The 18,677-nt window shown below is 58.4% G+C and carries 10 protein-coding genes, 2 tRNA genes and 3 rRNA genes; 6 read left to right on the top strand and 9 right to left on the bottom strand.

What is annotated here, in order from left to right; translation table 11 throughout:
* The first annotated feature begins 44 nt into the window (after nt 1-44).
* The 6 genes from CLU88_RS12980 (at nt 45) to CLU88_RS13005 (ending at nt 6,915) form a co-directional block, all read left to right on the top strand.
* Nucleotides 45-2,252, top strand: coding sequence for a malate synthase G (locus tag CLU88_RS12980; protein WP_099656953.1), 2,208 nt, complete (start codon nt 45-47; stop codon nt 2,250-2,252).
* A gap of 192 nt (nt 2,253-2,444) precedes the next feature.
* Nucleotides 2,445-4,052 carry a methyl-accepting chemotaxis protein gene (locus tag CLU88_RS12985; protein WP_099656954.1) on the top strand — a complete coding sequence of 536 codons (1,608 nt, stop codon included), beginning with the start codon at nt 2,445-2,447 and terminating at the stop codon, nt 4,050-4,052.
* Nucleotides 4,053-4,149: 97 nt separating this feature from the next.
* Nucleotides 4,150-4,383: a cysteine-rich CWC family protein gene (locus CLU88_RS12990; protein ID WP_304528993.1), complete on the top strand. Its 234-nt coding sequence runs from the start codon at nt 4,150-4,152 to the stop codon at nt 4,381-4,383.
* A gap of 59 nt (nt 4,384-4,442) precedes the next feature.
* Nucleotides 4,443-4,631, top strand: coding sequence for a 4-oxalocrotonate tautomerase (locus tag CLU88_RS12995; protein WP_092699432.1), 189 nt, complete (start codon nt 4,443-4,445; stop codon nt 4,629-4,631).
* A gap of 22 nt (nt 4,632-4,653) precedes the next feature.
* Entirely contained in the window at nt 4,654-6,132 is a 1,479-nt protein-coding gene (locus tag CLU88_RS13000; RefSeq protein WP_099656956.1) for an MFS transporter, read from the top strand.
* Nucleotides 6,133-6,150: 18 nt separating this feature from the next.
* The gene (locus CLU88_RS13005; protein ID WP_099656957.1) at nt 6,151-6,915 is read left to right on the top strand and encodes a class II glutamine amidotransferase; all 765 of its coding nucleotides are present in this window, start codon (nt 6,151-6,153) and stop codon (nt 6,913-6,915) included.
* Nucleotides 6,916-7,139: 224 nt separating this feature from the next.
* Here CLU88_RS13005 and rrf read toward each other — a convergent pair.
* From rrf to gshA, 9 genes are all read right to left on the bottom strand, one after another.
* A 5S ribosomal RNA gene (gene rrf / locus CLU88_RS13010) occupies nt 7,140-7,252 on the bottom strand.
* Between the two features lie 153 nt (nt 7,253-7,405).
* Nucleotides 7,406-10,284 (bottom strand): 23S ribosomal RNA (locus tag CLU88_RS13015).
* A 371-nt stretch (nt 10,285-10,655) separates the two neighbouring features.
* Nucleotides 10,656-10,731: transfer RNA gene (locus CLU88_RS13020), tRNA-Ala, on the bottom strand.
* 32 nt (nt 10,732-10,763) lie between these two features.
* Nucleotides 10,764-10,840 (bottom strand) — tRNA-Ile (locus tag CLU88_RS13025).
* 91 nt (nt 10,841-10,931) lie between these two features.
* Nucleotides 10,932-12,460, bottom strand: a 16S ribosomal RNA gene (locus tag CLU88_RS13030).
* The 16S, 23S and 5S rRNA genes sit together here with 2 tRNA genes alongside, the layout of an rRNA operon.
* A gap of 504 nt (nt 12,461-12,964) precedes the next feature.
* Nucleotides 12,965-13,909 carry a glutathione synthase gene (gene gshB, locus CLU88_RS13035; protein ID WP_099656958.1) on the bottom strand — a complete coding sequence of 315 codons (945 nt, stop codon included), beginning with the start codon at nt 13,907-13,909 and terminating at the stop codon, nt 12,965-12,967.
* Nucleotides 13,910-14,005: 96 nt separating this feature from the next.
* A complete protein-coding gene (locus CLU88_RS13040) occupies nt 14,006-15,199 on the bottom strand; it encodes a benzoate/H(+) symporter BenE family transporter (RefSeq protein WP_099658848.1) in 1,194 nt (397 codons plus the stop codon).
* A 68-nt stretch (nt 15,200-15,267) separates the two neighbouring features.
* On the bottom strand, nt 15,268-17,181 hold the full coding sequence (locus CLU88_RS13045) for a potassium transporter Kup (RefSeq protein ID WP_099656959.1): 1,914 nt from the start codon (nt 17,179-17,181) through the stop codon (nt 15,268-15,270).
* Nucleotides 17,182-17,336: 155 nt separating this feature from the next.
* Entirely contained in the window at nt 17,337-18,632 is a 1,296-nt protein-coding gene (gene gshA / locus CLU88_RS13050; RefSeq protein WP_099656960.1) for a glutamate--cysteine ligase, read from the bottom strand.
* Nucleotides 18,633-18,677: the final 45 nt, after the last annotated feature.

Consider the following 18,677-nt stretch of genomic DNA (forward strand, 5'->3'; position numbering starts at 1 on the left):
AGACCCCCTTTCAACCATTGCAACCATCGCTAGAGGCACGCACCATGACCGATCGCACCACCGTCTACGGCCTGCAAGTGGCCAACTCCCTGTTCCGCTTTGTCGAAGACAAGGTGCTGCCCGGCACGGGGGTCGATGCCGCCGCCTTCTGGAAGGGTTTTGATGCCATCGTGGCCGACCTGGCCCCCCGCAACATCGCCCTGCTGGCCGAGCGCGACCGCCTGCAGACCGAGCTGGACACCTGGCACAAGGCCAATCCAGGCCCCATCCAGAACATGGTGGCTTACCGCAGCTTTCTCGAAAAGATCGGCTACCTGGTGCCCCAGCCAGTCGAGGTGAAGGCGACCACCGCCAACGTGGACGACGAACTGGCCACCCAGGCCGGCCCGCAGCTGGTGGTGCCCATCCTGAACGCACGCTATGCGCTGAACGCCGCCAACGCCCGCTGGGGCAGCCTGTATGACGCGCTGTATGGCACCGATGCCATCAGCGAAGAAGGCGGTGCGGAAAAGGGCAAGGGCTACAACCCCGTGCGCGGCGCCAAGGTGATTGCATTTGCACGCCAAGTGCTGGACGACACCGCGCCGTTGGCCAGCGGCTCGCACAAGGACTCCACCGGCTACCGTGTCGAAGGCGGCCATCTGGTCGTGTCACTGGCCAACGGCAGCACCACAGGCCTCAAGGACGCGTCGCAGTTCAAGGGCTACCAGGGCGATGCCGCCACGCCGTCGTCGGTGCTGCTGCAGCACAACGGCCTGCACCTGGACATCCAGATCGACCGCGCAACGCCCATCGGCCAGACCGACGCCGCGGGCGTAAGCGACCTGGTGCTCGAAGCGGCCCTGTCCACCATCCTGGACCTGGAAGATTCCGTGGCCGCCGTGGACGCCGAGGACAAGGTGCTGGGCTACAGCAACTGGCTGGGCATCATCCAGGCCACGCTGACCGAGCAGGTTGCCAAGGGCGGCAAGACCTTCACACGCGGGCTGAACCCTGACCGTGTTTACACGGCACCCCAAGGCGGAGAAGTGCGCCTGCATGGCCGCTCGCTGATGTTCCTGCGCAATGTGGGCCACCTGATGACGAACCCGGCCATCCTCTGGACCGATGCTCAGGGTGCCGTGCGCGAAATCCCCGAAGGCATCATGGATGCCGTGGTGACCACGGCGATTGCACTGCACGACCTGCAGGGCCATGGACAAAACGGCATCCGCAACTCCCGCAAGGGCAGCGTCTACATCGTCAAGCCCAAGATGCACGGCCCCGCCGAAGTGGGCTTTGCCGCTGAACTCTTCGGCCGCGTCGAGAAGCTGCTGGGCCTGCCCGACAGCACCGTCAAGCTGGGCATCATGGACGAAGAGCGCCGCACCTCCGTCAACCTCAAGGCCTGCATTGCCGCCGCATCAAGCCGCGTGGCCTTCATCAACACCGGCTTCCTGGACCGCACCGGCGACGAGATGCACACCGCCATGCTGGCCGGCCCGATGATCCGCAAGGGCGACATGAAGACCAGCGCCTGGATCCAGTCGTACGAGAAGAACAACGTGCTGGTGGGCCTGAGCTGTGGCCTGCGCGGCAAGGCGCAGATCGGCAAGGGCATGTGGGCCATGCCCGACCTGATGGCCGAGATGCTCAAACAGAAGATTGGCCACCCCAAGGCCGGGGCCAACACCGCCTGGGTGCCCAGCCCCACGGGCGCCACGTTGCACGCGCTGCACTATCACCAGGTCAAGGTGAGCGACATCCAGATCGAGCTGGAAAAGACCGACGTGAACGCCGAGCGCGACAACCTGCTGACCGGCCTGCTGACCATCCCCGTCACTGGCACCCCGAACTGGACGGAGGCCGAAAAGCAGCAAGAGCTGGACAACAACGCCCAGGGCATTCTGGGCTACGTGGTGCGCTGGGTGGACCAGGGCGTGGGCTGCTCGAAGGTGCCCGACATCAACGACGTGGGCCTGATGGAAGACCGCGCCACGCTGCGCATCAGCAGCCAACACATGGCCAACTGGCTGCACCACGGCGTGGTGACCGAGGCGCAAGTGCGCGAAACCTTCGAGCGCATGGCCGCCAAGGTGGACAAGCAAAACGCTGGCGATGCGCTCTACCAGCCCATGGCCGGCCACTTCGACACCAGCATGGCCTACCAGGCGGCGTGCGATCTGGTCTTCAAAGGCAAGGAACAGCCCAGCGGCTACACCGAGCCGCTGCTGCATGCCTGGCGCCTGAAGGTGAAGGCCTTGGCAAAGTAAAGATTCACTATAAAAACAATAGCTGCTAGCGCTTATATATCGAGCGCTAGCAGCTTTTTTTATGCCAAATTCAAGGCATTCACGCACCGCAAGCGGAGCCGCATACACCACAGAACATGGCTACCAAGACGCAATTTGGCTAAAGTTTGCGATAAATCATGTCGAAACACTAGGGTAAACCCTCGATTTGATATGCACATCCACCACCTCTCCATCGGCAGCCGCTTGGCGCTGGCATTTTCTGCCGTGATTTTCCTCACGGCGGCCATTTTGGGCATCGGCATCTGGCAGCTGCAGGCCATTGCCAGCGAGACCGACGCCATGATGGAGCGGCCGCTGACCAAGGAGCGCCTGGTCTCCGACTGGTACCGCACCATCCACACCAGCGTGCGCCGCACCACCGCAGTGGCCAAGAGCTCCGATCCGTCCCTGGCGACCTTCTTCGCCCCTGAAAACGCAGAGGCCTCGCGCAACTCCACAGAGCAGCAAAAGCAAATCGAGGCCCTGCTGGAGACGCCCGAGGAAAAGGCCCTGTTTGCCACGTTGTCGCAAGCCCGCCAGCGCTACATTGCGGCACGCGACGCGGTGAACAAAGCCAAAGCCGATGGTCAGGCCGAGGAGGCAGAAAAACGCTTCAACAGCGATTTCCGCCCCGCAGGCGTGGCTTATCTGGACAGCCTGCAAGCCCTGCTGGACCAGCAGCGCACCAGCATCAATACCGCCGCAGCGAACGTGCAAAGTGGCTACACCCGGGGCCGCGTGCTCATGATCAGCCTGGGCGCGTTGGCACTGCTCACCGCTACGGCCCTGGCGTACATCATCACCCGCAGCATCACCCGCCCCCTGCACCGCGCCGTGGTGGTGGCCCAGACGGTTGCCAGTGGGGATCTGAGCACGCAGGCCGGTGCCGCTGCCAGCGCCCGCGACGAAACCGGCCAACTGCTGCGCGCACTGGACGCCATGAGCGAGCAACTGCGCTCCACCGTCGGGCAAGTGCGCCAGGGGGCAGAGACGATTGCGCTCGCCTCCAGCGAAATTGCGCGGGGCAATCTGGACCTGTCCAGCCGCACGGAAGAGCAGGCCAGTGCGCTGCAAGAGACGGCAGCGTCCATGGAGCAGATGACCGCAACCGTGCGGCAAAACGCGGACAACGCCCGGCAAGCCAATCAGTTGGCACAAGACGCCTCCAGCCTGGCCCAGCGGGGTGGCACCGTGGTGGGCAATGTGGTGAGCACGATGGGTGGCATCCACACCGCCTCACGCAAAATCGTGGACATCATCTCGGTCATCGATGGCATTGCCTTCCAAACCAACATCCTGGCCCTGAACGCGGCCGTGGAAGCCGCCCGCGCAGGTGAGCAGGGACGCGGCTTTGCCGTGGTGGCTGGCGAAGTCCGCACCCTGGCCCAGCGCAGTGCGGCGGCTGCCAAGGAGATCAAGGGCTTGATCGACGACTCGGTACAGCAGGTGGACGCGGGCAACCGGCTGGTGGAGGAAGCAGGCACCGTCATCCGCGACGTGGTGAGTGGCGTGCAGCGCGTGACCCACATCGTGGGCGAGATCAGCGCGGCCAGCCAGGAACAGACGGGCGGCCTGGAGCAGGTGAACCGGGCCATCGCACAAATGGACCAGGTCACCCAGCAAAATGCCGCCCTGGTGGAAGAGGCGGCCGCCGCCACAGGTTCGCTGGAATCCCAGGCCACCCAGCTGGTGCAGGCCGTGGCGGTGTTCAGCTTGGGCAATGCAGACACCGGCCGGCTGCAGCGCCATCCCGGCGCTGCGTTGTCCATCGCGGCCTGACACTGGGCACGGCGCCCTCGGGCCGAGGGCTGGCAAGAAGGCACGCCAGCCCCCTACACTGCACGAGCCCTCTGCCCCCTCATCCTGATTGAACGCCGTGACCCCAGACCCATCGTCGTGCCCCCTGTGCGGCCAAAGCAACCAGTGCGCCATGGAAGCGGGGCTGGGCATTGAGGCGTGCTGGTGCACCGCGACCCCCATTGAGCCCACGGCATTGCAGGCCATCCCCCAAGCTTCGCAAGGCAGGGCCTGCCTGTGCCCCGCCTGCGCCACCCGGGCCCACCCGCCACAGGGTGGCGGGCTAGCCAAGGCAAACCCGAGTGGGCACTAGGCACGGACCACGCCGATATGATGGGTCTTTAGCGTTTTAAACCCGAAAGGACTCCCCCCATGCCCACCTATCACATCGAAATGATGGAAGGCCGCACGATCGAGCAGAAGAAAAAGCTCGTCGCAGAAATCACCCGCGTCTCGGTCGAAATCCTGGGCGGCTCGCCCGAGTCGGTCGACATTCTCATCACCGATGTGAAGCGGGAAAACTGGGCCACCGGCGGCACGCTGTGGACTGAGCGCAGCTAACCCCACCCTGACCGGCATTTCCATGGGCACGCAACCATCCGGCTCGCTGGCCGTATTGCAAGAACGCTACGGCCAACGCTATCGGTGGTTGCTGCTGCTTTCGGTGATGGTGGGCACCATGGCCTCCATCATGTCGTCCACCATTGTGAATGTGGCCATCCCGGACATGAGCCATTACTTCACGTTGGGGCAAGAGCGCGCCCAATGGGTGACCTCTGGCTTCATGGTCGCCACCACCGTGTCCATGCTGACCACCCCGTGGCTGCTGGCACGCTATGGGTACCGGGCTACGTATGTGGGCGCCATGCTCATCCTGCTGCTCGGTGGCGTAGGGGGTGGGTTGGCACAGAATTTTGGCCTGGTCTTGCTGGCCCGCGTGGCAGAAGGCCTGGCCGCAGGGGTCGTGCAGCCCATTCCTGCCGTCATCATTCTTTATGCATTTCAGCCCCATGAACAAGGCCGCGCCAGCGGTATCTTTGGCATGGGAGTGGTGCTGGCCCCAGCGATCGGCCCCAGCATTGGCGGCCTGCTGGTCGACTGGTTCGGCTGGCGCTCCATCTTCTTCATGGTGGTGCCACTGTGCCTGGCCTCCATCTGGCTGGCCTACCGGTTTGTGCCCATGACAGCCCCGGGGGGAGTCCCCGCCAATCGATCCGGTGAAGGGCTGGACTGGCGCGGCCTGCTACTGGGCACAGTGGGGACCTTGTGCTTGCTCAACGGGCTGGTGTCGCTGCATGGCGGCACGGGCGCGGAAGCGGGTGTCTTGCTGCTGGTGGCGGTGGGAGCCTTTTTCGGGTTCATTGCCTGGCAAAAGCGCATGGCGCGCTTGGGAAAAAAGCCTTTGATGGATTTACGGCTCTTCCAATTTCGCCAATTTGCGATGGGCAGCATCGTGGCCTTTATCTACGGCACCGCCCTGTTTGGCTCCACCTATCTGCTGCCGGTGTTCATGCAACTTGGGCTGGAGCTCACTCCCTCGCACGTGGGCACGTTGATGCTGCCGGCAGGCATTGTTTTGGCCATCACCATTGCCTGGGTAGGCCGCTTGGCAGACCGCCATCCCACCCATGTCCTGGTCAGTGCGGGCCTGGCACTGCTAGCCGCCTCGTTCGCGCTCATGCTACTGATCGGCTTGCAGTCCACGCTGTGGATGCTTATCGCATTCGCCATCCTTGGGCGCATCGGCCTGGGCTTCATTCTTCCCTCGCTCAACCTGGGAGCCATGCGCCCGCTGGACAAGGCGCTGATTTCCCAAGGCTCCAGCGCTATTGGCTTTGTGCGCATGCTCGGTGGCGCAGCTGGCGTGAGCCTGTGCGGCATTGTTCTGGAGTGGCGCATCGCCGCCCATGGCGCATCCTTGTCGCTGGGGCCCAGCAATCCCCAAAGGATTGCAGCCTTCGGAGAGACCTTCCTCATGCTGGCCGCGCTGTGCCTGATCGCCATGGTGGCCGCGTGGCAATTGCGAGAAAAACCCGCAGCCGGCCCAAAATCTGCAAACTAACATTTAATCGCGCTCATCATGTGTCAACTGCTGGGAATGAACTCCAACACGCCCACGGACGTGACCTTCAGTTTCAAGGGCTTTGCCCAACGGGGCGGCAACACGGCCGACCACTCCGACGGCTGGGGCATCGCATTTTTTGAAGATCGGGGCCTCAGGCACTTTGTGGACCATCTGCCTGCGGTAGATTCACCGATTGCAGACCTGATTCGGCGTTATCCCATCCAGAGCCGCAACGTCATTGCCCACATCCGCAAGGCCACCCAGGGCGTGGTCGCACTGCAAAACTGCCACCCTTTCGTGCGCGAGCTGTGGGGGCGCTATTGGGTGTTTGCCCACAACGGCGATTTGAAAGACTTCCGCCCCCGGTTGCACACCCATTTCCATCCCGTGGGCAACACCGACAGCGAACATGTTTTTTGCTGGCTAATGCAGGAGTTGGCCAAGTCACATGCCTGCTTGCCACCGATTGACGAACTCACACTGACTCTCAAAGAGCTCACACGCTACATTGCGCCCCATGGAACTTTCAATTGCTTGCTCTCCAACGGCGAGGCCTTGTGGGCCCACGCCACAACCCAGCTTCATTACATCGAACGCCACCACCCCTTCAGCGAGGCACAACTGTCTGACGAAGATGTACGCATTGACTTCGCCAAAGAAACACAACCCACGGACCGCGTAGCCATCATCGTCACTGCGCCGCTGACCAACAACGAGCGCTGGACCGCCTTCAACTCTGGTGAATTGGCTGTTTTTGCTGATGGGGTGAGGCGGAGCTGATTGAACTGTCCGCAGTCCTGACACAACGAGCGCGCAGAACAGGCGATCTGGCTTACTGGCGCGCGCAGGCATCAAAAGCGAAGGCGCCGGATACTCGAACAGCAGCCGCCACTAGAGCAAGGCTAGTTTCTCTCCATCCGAGGTTGGGGATAGTGTTCGTTTCGATAGCCCCAAACGCAAAACCCCCCAATCCTTATGGACTGGGGGGTATTGGGGCTATAAGAGCCTGACGATGACCTACTTTCACACGGGAACCCGCACTATCATCGGCGCAAAGTCGTTTCACTGTCCTGTTCGGGATGGGAAGGAGTGGTACCAACTTGCTATGGTCATCAGGCATAACTTGGTGCTGGGCTGTTCATGGAACAGCCTAGCGAATTCATAGAGTTTGGAATCAGATTTTATGTGTTTTGACTGCGTCAACTTGGCATAACAATCTTTGAGCTTTTCACACAAGCATGACTGCTTGAGCGTTGGCTATCAAAGTTATAGGGTCAAGCCTCACGAGCAATTAGTATCAGTTAGCTTAACGCATTACTGCGCTTCCACACCTGACCTATCAACGTCCTGGTCTTGAACGACTCTTTAGGGGGCTCAAGGCCCCGGCAGATCTCATCTTGAAACGAGTTTCCCGCTTAGATGCTTTCAGCGGTTATCTCTTCCACACTTAGCTACTCGGCAATGCCACTGGCGTGACAACCGATACACCAGAGGTGTGTCCACTCCGGTCCTCTCGTACTAGGAGCAGGCTTCCTCAAATCTGCAGCGCCCACGGAAGATAGGGACCAAACTGTCTCACGACGTTTTAAACCCAGCTCACGTACCTCTTTAAATGGCGAACAGCCATACCCTTGGGACCGGCTACAGCCCCAGGATGAGATGAGCCGACATCGAGGTGCCAAACACCGCCGTCGATATGAACTCTTGGGCGGTATCAGCCTGTTATCCCCAGAGTACCTTTTATCCGTTGAGCGATGGCCCTTCCATACAGAACCACCGGATCACTATGTCCTGCTTTCGCATCTGCTCGACTTGTCAGTCTCGCAGTTAAGCACGCTTATGCCATTGCACTATCGTCACGATGTCCGACCGTAACTAGCGTACCTTCGAACTCCTCCGTTACGCTTTGGGAGGAGACCGCCCCAGTCAAACTGCCTACCATGCACTGTCCCCGATCCAGATAATGGACCTAGGTTAGAACCTCAAACACACCAGGGTGGTATTTCAACGTTGGCTCCATGAGAACTAGCGTCCTCACTTCAAAGCCTCCCACCTATCCTACACAGATCTGTTCAAAGTCCAATACAAAGCTACAGTAAAGGTTCATGGGGTCTTTCCGTCTTTCCGCGGGGAGATTGCATCATCACAAACATTTCAACTTCGCTGAGTCTCAGGAGGAGACAGTGTGGCCATCGTTACGCCATTCGTGCAGGTCGGAACTTACCCGACAAGGAATTTCGCTACCTTAGGACCGTTATAGTTACGGCCGCCGTTTACTGGGACTTCAATCAAGAGCTTGCACCCCATCATTTAATCTTCCAGCACCGGGCAGGCGTCACACCCTATACGTCCACTTTCGTGTTTGCAGAGTGCTGTGTTTTTATTAAACAGTCGCAGCCACCGATTTTTTGCAACCCCTTTGGGCTCCCTCTGTACGAGTTCACCTACTTGGGGCATACCTTCTCCCGAAGTTACGGTATCAATTTGCCGAGTTCCTTCTCCTGAGTTCTCTCAAGCGCCTTAGAATACTCATCTCGCGCACCAGTGTCGGTTTGCGGTACGGTCGTCAATAGCTGAAGCTTAGTGGCTTTTCCTGGAAGCAGGGTATCACTCACTTCGTCTGCAAGCAGACTCGTTATCACCCCTCATCTAAGCCCGGCGGATTTGCCTACCAGGCACGACTACAGGCTTGAACCAACATATCCAACAGTTGGCTGAGCTAACCTTCTCCGTCCCCACATCGCACTATTGATCGGTACAGGAATATTGACCTGTTTCCCATCAGCTACGCATCTCTGCCTCGCCTTAGGGGCCGACTCACTCTACGCCGATGAACGTTGCGTAGAAAACCTTGCGCTTACGGCGAGGGGGCTTTTCACCCCCTTTAACGCTACTCATGTCAGCATTCGCACTTCTGATACCTCCAGCATCCGTTACCAGACACCTTCACAGGCCTACAGAACGCTCTCCTACCACGTGCAATAAATTGCACATCCGCAGCTTCGGTAACTGGCTTAGCCCCGTTACATCTTCCGCGCAGGACGACTCGATCAGTGAGCTATTACGCTTTCTTTAAATGATGGCTGCTTCTAAGCCAACATCCTGACTGTTTTAGCCTTCCCACTTCGTTTCCCACTTAGCCAATTTTAGGGACCTTAGCTGGCGGTCTGGGTTGTTTCCCTCTTGAGTCCGGACGTTAGCACCCGGTGCTCTGTCTCCCAAGCTGTACTCGTCGGTATTCGGAGTTTGCATAGGTTTGGTAAGTCGCCATGACCCCCTAGCCTAAACAGTGCTCTACCCCCGACGGTAATACTTGAGGCACTACCTAAATAGTTTTCGGAGAGAACCAGCTATTTCCAAGTTTGTTTAGCCTTTCACCCCTATCCACAGCTCATCCCCTAGTTTTGCAACACTAGTGGGTTCGGACCTCCAGTACCTGTTACGGCACCTTCATCCTGGCCATGGATAGATCACTTGGTTTCGGGTCTACACCCAGCGACTGATTCGCCCTATTCGGACTCGATTTCTCTACGGCTTCCCTATTCGGTTAACCTTGCCACTGAATGTAAGTCGCTGACCCATTATACAAAAGGTACGCAGTCACCCTTGCGGGCTCCTACTTTTTGTAAGCATGCGGTTTCAGGATCTATTTCACTCCCCTCCCGGGGTTCTTTTCGCCTTTCCCTCACGGTACTGGTTCACTATCGGTCGATTACGAGTATTTAGCCTTGGAGGATGGTCCCCCCATATTCAGACAGGATTTCTCGTGTCCCGCCCTACTTTTCTCTAACTTAGTACCACACGTCTGTTTTCGCATACAGGGCTATCACCTGCTATGGCCGAACTTTCCATTCCGTTTTGCTAACAGTCGTGCTATCACTAGAAGGCTCTTCCGATTTCGCTCGCCACTACTTTCGGAATCTCGGTTGATGTCTTTTCCTCGAGCTACTGAGATGTTTCAGTTCACCCGGTTCGCTTCGCATACCTATGTATTCAGTATGCGATACCTCTTGCGAGGTGGGTTTCCCCATTCAGAAATCTCCGGATCAAAGCTTATTTGCCAGCTCCCCGAAGCTTATCGCAGGCTATCACGTCTTTCGTCGCCTGTAATCGCCAAGGCATCCACCACATGCTCTTAGTCACTTGACCCTATAACTTTGACATCTCTTTCGAGATATCGCCATTATTTTCAAGGACTTGCCAGGTCTTTCACCTGACGCGTTATGCCGTAATGTGAATAATTCCTCGACTCTAGGTATTTCTACCTTTCATCTGAGAACATTCGTCATTACTGAATTTCAATCAGCTTTCGCTTATTGAATATTCGTTTTGACGCAATCAAAAAATTGTCATCAGAGGCACGGTCTGCACTAAACCTTTACGAATGTACAGTTTCCTCTGACAACTCTGATTCGACTCTATGAATTTTTAAAGAACAGCCGATTGATCAATCGATATTGATCAACAACAAAGTGGCCTTTTGCAAAGCCGCTTTGGTGTTGAAGTCCGATGCTTGTTGGTGGTGGAGGATGACGGGATCGAACCGACGACCCCCTGCTTGCAAAGCAGGTGCTCTCCCAGCTGAGCTAATCCCCCAGTTTCCTCTCACGTATCCGTCTATTGGAATATGGTGGGTCTAGTTGGGCTCGAACCAACGACCCCTGCGTTATCAACACAGTGCTCTAACCAGCTGAGCTACAGACCCATTCCGCCTTCTTGCGAATGACTTCGCAAGTCAGCAGCTTGTTCCAACAACCGATAAGTGTGGGCGTTCAATATTGAATGCAGTTTTCCAGAAAGGAGGTGATCCAGCCGCACCTTCCGATACGGCTACCTTGTTACGACTTCACCCCAGTCACGAACCCTGCCGTGGTAAGCGCCCTCCTTACGGTTAGGCTACCTACTTCTGGCAGAACCCGCTCCCATGGTGTGACGGGCGGTGTGTACAAGACCCGGGAACGTATTCACCGCGACATTCTGATCCGCGATTACTAGCGATTCCGACTTCACGCAGTCGAGTTGCAGACTGCGATCCGGACTACGACTGGCTTTATGGGATTAGCTCCCCCTCGCGGGTTGGCAACCCTCTGTACCAGCCATTGTATGACGTGTGTAGCCCCACCTATAAGGGCCATGAGGACTTGACGTCATCCCCACCTTCCTCCGGTTTGTCACCGGCAGTCCCATTAGAGTGCCCTTTCGTAGCAACTAATGGCAAGGGTTGCGCTCGTTGCGGGACTTAACCCAACATCTCACGACACGAGCTGACGACAGCCATGCAGCACCTGTGTTATGGCTCTCTTTCGAGCACTCCTCTATCTCTAAAGGATTCCATACATGTCAAAGGTGGGTAAGGTTTTTCGCGTTGCATCGAATTAAACCACATCATCCACCGCTTGTGCGGGTCCCCGTCAATTCCTTTGAGTTTCAACCTTGCGGCCGTACTCCCCAGGCGGTCAACTTCACGCGTTAGCTTCGTTACTGAGTCAGTGAAGACCCAACAACCAGTTGACATCGTTTAGGGCGTGGACTACCAGGGTATCTAATCCTGTTTGCTCCCCACGCTTTCGTGCATGAGCGTCAGTACAGGTCCAGGGGATTGCCTTCGCCATCGGTGTTCCTCCGCATATCTACGCATTTCACTGCTACACGCGGAATTCCATCCCCCTCTACCGTACTCTAGCTATACAGTCACAAATGCAGTTCCCAGGTTGAGCCCGGGGATTTCACATCTGTCTTATATAACCGCCTGCGCACGCTTTACGCCCAGTAATTCCGATTAACGCTTGCACCCTACGTATTACCGCGGCTGCTGGCACGTAGTTAGCCGGTGCTTATTCTTACGGTACCGTCATGGACCCCAGGTATTAACCAGAGTCTTTTCGTTCCGTACAAAAGCAGTTTACAACCCGAAGGCCTTCATCCTGCACGCGGCATGGCTGGATCAGGCTTTCGCCCATTGTCCAAAATTCCCCACTGCTGCCTCCCGTAGGAGTCTGGGCCGTGTCTCAGTCCCAGTGTGGCTGGTCGTCCTCTCAGACCAGCTACAGATCGTCGGCTTGGTAAGCTTTTATCCCACCAACTACCTAATCTGCCATCGGCCGCTCCGTTCGCGCAAGGCCTTGCGGTCCCCTGCTTTCATCCTTGGATCTTATGCGGTATTAGCAAAGCTTTCGCTTCGTTATCCCCCACGATCGGGCACGTTCCGATGTATTACTCACCCGTTCGCCACTCGTCAGCATCCGAAGACCTGTTACCGTTCGACTTGCATGTGTAAGGCATGCCGCCAGCGTTCAATCTGAGCCAGGATCAAACTCTACAGTTCGATCTTGATAAATTTAAAGTCTTTCGACTTAACTCATAAAAACGGAATTGAAGTGAACTTCACTTCTATTCTCATGAGCGTTTGTAGTGCTAAGCACTAGTTCCAAAGAACTTGGCACTCGCCATCAAACGCCCACGCTTATCGGCTGTATATTTTTAATGAACCGGATCACAAAGCAACCGAAGTTTTCTTTGCTTTCCCGACTTAGCTGCAATCAGCTGAGCCTTGAATTCTAGCACAGGTTTTAAAGTCCCGTCAAACTTGAGGGTCTTTGCAGTTTGCAGCAATTACCCTTTTCAGAACAACTACCGCATTTAGCGCAGCCTTAGATTGTACAACAGTTTTTAACCCGCCGACAACAAAAACCCAACTTTCTGCAACCCCCTTCGCTACCCTAACAATCTAAACCGTCTCAGTAGCGAAGCCCTCGATCATAGCACCGTTTTAGAGCACAAATCAAGCAAACGAAGGTTTTTAAACAAACGTATTACCTGCCCTTGGACTTTATGCCAAGGCTGCTTCCAAGGCATCTATATAGAGGCTCGCTACGTCGCAGCCCGTTTGGTCGAATATCTCCTGGAAACAGGTGGGACTGGTGACATTGATTTCTGTCACGCAATCACCGATCACATCCACGCCAGCCAGCAACAGCCCACGAGACTGCAGGACAGGACCCAGCGCCTCAGCGATTTCCCGGTCTCTGGCCGCCAGGGGCTGTGCAACTCCCTTGCCACCGGCGGCCAGGTTGCCGCGCACTTCGCCCCCCTGGGGAATGCGCGCTAGGCAGAAAGGCACAGGCTTGCCGCCAATGATCAGCACCCGTTTGTCGCCTGCTGCGATTTCCGGCAAAAACTTCTGGACCATGACGCTTTGCGCCCCATCACGGTTCAGCGTCTCGGTGATGCTACCCAGGTTCAGCCCATCAGGCCCCACCCGGAAGATCCCCATACCGCCCATGCCATCCAGGGGCTTGAGAATGATGTCTTCATGCTCAGCATGAAAACGGCGGATTTCAGCGGCGTCTCGCGTCACGATCGTGGGGCCGATGAACTGCGGAAACTCCATGATCGCCAGCTTCTCGGGGTGGTCCCGCAAAGCGCGCGGCTTGTTAAACACTTTGGCGCCCTCACGCTCCGCCTGCTCCAGCATGTGCGTTGCATAGAAGTATTCGCTGTCGAAAGGCGGGTCTTTGCGCATCAAGACCGCACCAAACCCCGCCAAAGCAACTGTTTCCTCCGACTTCACAGAGAACCAGGCATCCTTGTCACCCGTCAGCGTGATGTGCCGCACCTGGGCCGTGACTTGGCCGCCACGCACCCAACCCACATGCCTTGGCTCACAGACTGCCAGGCTGTGGCCCCGCCGCTGCGCCTCCCGCATCATGGCAAAGGTGGTGTCTTTATAGATCTTGAAGTTTTCCAGCGGGTCAGCAATGAACAGGAATTTCATGGTGGCTCAAAAATGAAGAGGGACAACGCAGCACCCCACAGAGGGCGGGCAAGGCCGGGTCGCGTCAGAAGACCAGGCACGAACCCCAAGGGCAATTCACGAACCCATAGCGCTTGAGGTAGAACGCCCATACTGTTGCACAAATAGCGCAAAGCTGCCGGCGACCACACCCCAGAAGGCAGAACCGATCCCCATCAAGGTAACGCCGCTGAGCGTGACCAGAAACGTAATCAACGCCGCCTCTCTGTGGGTCTCGTTCTTCAACGAAGACGCCAGCCCATTGCCAATCGTGCTCAACAAGGCAATCCCCGCAATGGCCACCACGAGTTCCTTGGGGAAGGAAGTGAGCACTCCGGTGACCACGGCACCAAACAAGCCGATCACCAGATAGAGCGCGCCACACGAGGCCGCAGCCGTGTAGCGCCGCTTGCGGTCCTCATGCGCCTCCGGCCCCATGCAGATGGCTGCCGTGATGGCACTGAAGTTCAACGCGAACGCCCCAAAAGGCGCCAGCAGAAGAGACACAACACCAGTCAGAGTGATAAGTTTGGACACAGGCAGCTCATAGCCGGAGGCCTTGATCACCGCAATACCCGGCAGGTTCTGCGATGCCATGGTGACCACAAACAAAGGAATCGCCAGGCTCACAGCAGCCGCCACACTCCATTGCGGGGCAACAAGCACGGGCATGGCCAGTTGCATCGGCCCCATGGACCACGCCACCTGCCCCGAAGCCGCCACCCAGGCGATGGCCGCCGCCAGCGTGATCACCACGGCATAGCGCGGCAACAAACGGCGTGCCACCAGATAGGAACCCACCATGAGCAAGACAAGAGGCAGCGCGGTCTGCAGCGCCGCAAAGGTCTGGATGCCAAACCGGGTCAATACCCCGGCCAACAAAGCCGAGGCAATTTCTGAAGGAATGCGATCGGCCACACGCTCCAGCAGGCCGGTGACACCCACCAAGACCACCAGCACCGAGCACACCATGAACGCACCCACCGCCTCGCCCATGGAGAAACCACCCGCCACGCCTGCAGTCGCCAGCACTGCGGCGCCAGGGGTAGACCACGCCACCATCACCGGTTTGCGCAGAACAAGCGAGGGAAGCAATGAACACAGGCCCATCCCCAGGCCGAGGGCCCAGATCCAGGAGGTGATTTGGGCAGGCGTTGCTCCAAAGCCTTGGGCCGCTTGAAACACGATGGCGACCGAACTGGTGAAGCCCACCAGCACGGCCACAAAGCCTGCGACAAAGGCCGACAGGCTGATATCTTTGAAAAATTGCATGGGGGCGCATTCTGGCACCCCGCTGCGGACCACCCGGCCCGACAGCCGGAGGACCGAGGCAAACGGTGTCAGATTTCGATTTTGGAGCCCAACTCCACCACCGAGTTGTTGGGCAGGTGCAGGAAGTCGGCGGCGCCGCTGGCGTTGTGGTGCATCTGGGCAAAGAGCTTTTCGCGCCAGTGGGCCATGCCGCTGCCAATGGTGGGGATGACGGTATCGCGCGACAGGAAATAGCTGGTGGTCATGGGCTCCACATCGCAGCCCCGCCCACGCAGCGCCTCCAGCGCCCGGGGCAGGTCGGGGTCATTTTTAAAGCCGTAATGCACCACCACCTGCCAGCAATCGTGCCCCAGCGACTCCACCTGCAGCCGCTTGTCCAAACCAATCCAGGGCACCTCATGGTTGCGCACCGTCACAAACAGGTTTTGCTGGTGCAACACCTTGTTGTGCTTGAGGTTGTGCAACAGTGCATTGGGCACCGCACCAGGCTCGGCCGTCAAAAAGATGGCCGTCCCATCCACCCGGGTGGGCGGGCTGATGAACACGGACTCCAGAAAGTCCTTGAGGTCAATCGCGTCTGCACGCAGCTTCTCATTGAGCAGGCGGCGGCCCTCTTTCCAGGTCATCATCAGCGTAAACACCGCGCCACCAATCATCAGCGGGAACCAGCCGCCCTGCAGCAGCTTGAGCAGGTTGGACGCGAAGAACGCCAAATCCACCATGAAGAAACATCCCGTGGCCGCCACGCACAGCGCCAGCGGGTAACCCCATCCGTATCGGATCACGAAAAACGTCAGCGTGGTGGTGATCAGCATGTCCAGCGTCACCGCGATACCGTAGGCCGCTGCCAGATTGCTCGACGAGCGGAACATCACCACCGCCAGCACAATGGCCACAAACAGGCCCCAGTTCACCAGCGGCATGTAGATCTGGCCCGTGTCGCGCACGCTGGTGTGCTGGATGTTCAGGCGCGGCAAGTACCCCAGCTGAATGACCTGCTTGGTCACACTGAAGGCCCCGGTGATCAAGGCCTGCGATGCAATGACCGTGGCCAACGTAGCCAAGCCCACCAGGGGGATCAAAGCCCAATCGGGCGCCATCATGAAGAAGGGGTTTTTGACGGCCTCTGGCTCGGCCAGCAGCAGAGCGCCCTGGCCAAAGTAGTTGAGCGTGAGCGAAGGCATGGCCACGCTGAACCAAGCCAGGCGGATGGGACGTTTGCCAAAATGCCCCAAGTCGGCATACAGCGCCTCGGCACCGGTCACGCACAAAACCACGGCGCCTAAGATGATGAAGCTGGTGCCTGGCTGGTGCCACATGAACAGCAGCGCGTGGTGCGGGCTCATGGCCCACAGAATTTCAGGGTGCCCCTGGATATGGAAGACCCCCAAGACCGCCAGTGTCAAAAACCAAACCAGCGTGATGGGGCCGAAGAACTTGCCAATACCGCCGGTGCCCCGCTTTTGCACGGCAAACAGGCCAAACAACACGACCAGGGTGATGGGGATGACGTACTGCTTGAAGTGGGGAGAGACCACCTCCAGCCCCTCGACCGCAGACAGCACCGAGATGGCCGGTGTGATCACCCCATCCCCGTAGAACAGCGAAGTGCCAAAAATCCCCACCGCCAGCAGCACACCGCGCAGCTTGGGCTTGTCTTTGACCGCTTGCGAAGCCAGGGCCAGCATGGCGATCAGCCCGCCTTCGCCGTTGTTGTCGGCCCGCAGCACCAGCACCACGTACTTCAGCGAGACGATGACCGTGAGGGTCCAGAAGAAAATCGAGAGGATGCCGTAGATGTTTTCGTGCGTGAAGGGCACATGCCCCGAGCCGAACACCTCTTTGACTGCGTACAGCACGCTGGTGCCGATATCGCCATAAACGACGCCGATCGCGCCCAGCGTCAGGGCTGCGAGCGAGGATTTGGAAGAGCTTTGCACTGGAGCGACCCCGCCGCACTCGTGCGCCGGACAGGGTTCCATAATTTGGGAGAGCGCTATTTTGCGCTGCATGGCTACGCCCCCCATCAAGGCGTATCCAGATGTTGCACCGCAGCAACTGCCCCCTGGCGCCTGCCGTCAAACAATGGCAAGCATTTGAAGCGGGCACGCCGCAGCGGCTCCTTCACACCCCAGCGTCAGTCGTAAACCTCGGCATCCGGGTCGGTGGCCTCCAGCTCGTAGCTGGCCGCCAGCATGGCCAGGCGGGCCACCACCCCATACATATAGAAGCGGTTGGGTGCGCTCACCCCAGGGCGCACGCCAGGCTGGGGCATGTGCGTGCTGTGCTCAAAGGCCAGCGGCACAAAGCTGGCGCCTGGGGAATTGAGGTTTTCGTCCACGCCGCGCTCAGCGTGCATGCGGTAGAAGCCGCCCACCACGTAGCGGTCCATCATGTAGACCACGGGCTCGGCCACGGCATCGTTCACCCGCTCCTGGGTCAGCACGCCTTCCTGGATGATCACGTCCGAAACCGTCTGGCCGTCTTTGATGACAGCCATCTTGTTCTTGGTCTTGCGGTTGAGCGCATCCAGCTCCTTGGCGTCGCGCACCGTCATGATGCCCATGCCATAGGTGCCGTTGTCCGGCTTGACCACCACAAACGGCTTTTCGTTGATGCCGTATTCCTTGTACTTGCGGCGCACCTTGGTCAGCAGCGCATCCACTGACGCCTGCAGTGCGTCCATGCCCGAGTCTTCGGCAAAGTTGAGCCCACTGCACTGGCTGTACATCGGATTCACGAGCCAAGGGTCGATGCCCAGCATCTTGCCAAAGCGCTTGGCCACCTCTTCGTAGTTCTTGAAGTGCGTGCTCTTCTTGCGCACGCTCCAGCCGGCGTGCAGGGGCGGCAGCAAATACTGCTCATGCAGGTCTTCCAGAATGCCCGGGGCACCGGCCGAGAGGTCGTTGTTGAGCAAGATGGTGCAGGGGTCAAAGTTCTTGAGCCCCAAGCGCCCCTTGTTGCGCACCACGGGCTCCAGCGTCACCGAATCGCCGTTGGGCAACTCAATCAGCGTGGATTTCTTGATCTCCGGGCTGATGGAGCCCACCCGCACATTCAGGCCCGCCATGTTGAAGATGCGCTGCAGCTGCACCACATTGGCCAGGTAGAAGGTGTTGCGCGTGTGATTCTCCGGAATGATCAGCAGGTTGCGCGCCTCGGGGCAGATCTTCTCGATGGCCGCCATGGCCGCCTGCACCGCCAGCGGCAGCATTTCCTTGGTCAGGTTGTTCCAGCCGCCAGGAAACAGGTTGGTGTCCACCGGGGCCAGCTTGAAGCCCGCGTTGCGGATGTCCACCGAGGTATAGAACGGGGGCGTGTGCTCCATCCACTCCAGGCGAAACCAGCGCTCGATGGCGGGCATGGAATCCAGAATGCGCTGTTCAAGCTCGTTGATCGGCCCGGTGAGGGCCGTGATGAGATGCGGAACCATAAAAGCCCTCGGGGGACACAGTTGAAACCGATTGTAGGGAGGTGG

Origin of the sequence: Acidovorax sp. 56 (assembly GCF_002749705.1) — a bacterium.
Taxonomy (GTDB): domain Bacteria; phylum Pseudomonadota; class Gammaproteobacteria; order Burkholderiales; family Burkholderiaceae_C; genus Acidovorax.

Bases quoted from the DNA above. Each gene is read 5' to 3' on its own strand.
- CLU88_RS13000 (WP_099656956.1), top strand. From the start codon at position 4,654: ATGGGCACGCAACCATCCGGCTCGCTGGCCGTATTGCAAGAACGCTAC.
- CLU88_RS13005 (WP_099656957.1), top strand. From the start codon at position 6,151: ATGTGTCAACTGCTGGGAATGAACTCCAACACGCCCACGGACGTGACC.
- gshA (WP_099656960.1), bottom strand. From the start codon at position 18,632: ATGGTTCCGCATCTCATCACGGCCCTCACCGGGCCGATCAACGAGCTT.
- CLU88_RS13040 (WP_099658848.1), bottom strand. From the start codon at position 15,199: ATGCAATTTTTCAAAGATATCAGCCTGTCGGCCTTTGTCGCAGGCTTT.
- gshB (WP_099656958.1), bottom strand. From the start codon at position 13,909: ATGAAATTCCTGTTCATTGCTGACCCGCTGGAAAACTTCAAGATCTAT.
- CLU88_RS12995 (WP_092699432.1), top strand. From the start codon at position 4,443: ATGCCCACCTATCACATCGAAATGATGGAAGGCCGCACGATCGAGCAG.
- CLU88_RS13045 (WP_099656959.1), bottom strand. From the start codon at position 17,181: ATGGAACCCTGTCCGGCGCACGAGTGCGGCGGGGTCGCTCCAGTGCAA.
- CLU88_RS12985 (WP_099656954.1), top strand. From the start codon at position 2,445: ATGCACATCCACCACCTCTCCATCGGCAGCCGCTTGGCGCTGGCATTT.
- CLU88_RS12980 (WP_099656953.1), top strand. From the start codon at position 45: ATGACCGATCGCACCACCGTCTACGGCCTGCAAGTGGCCAACTCCCTG.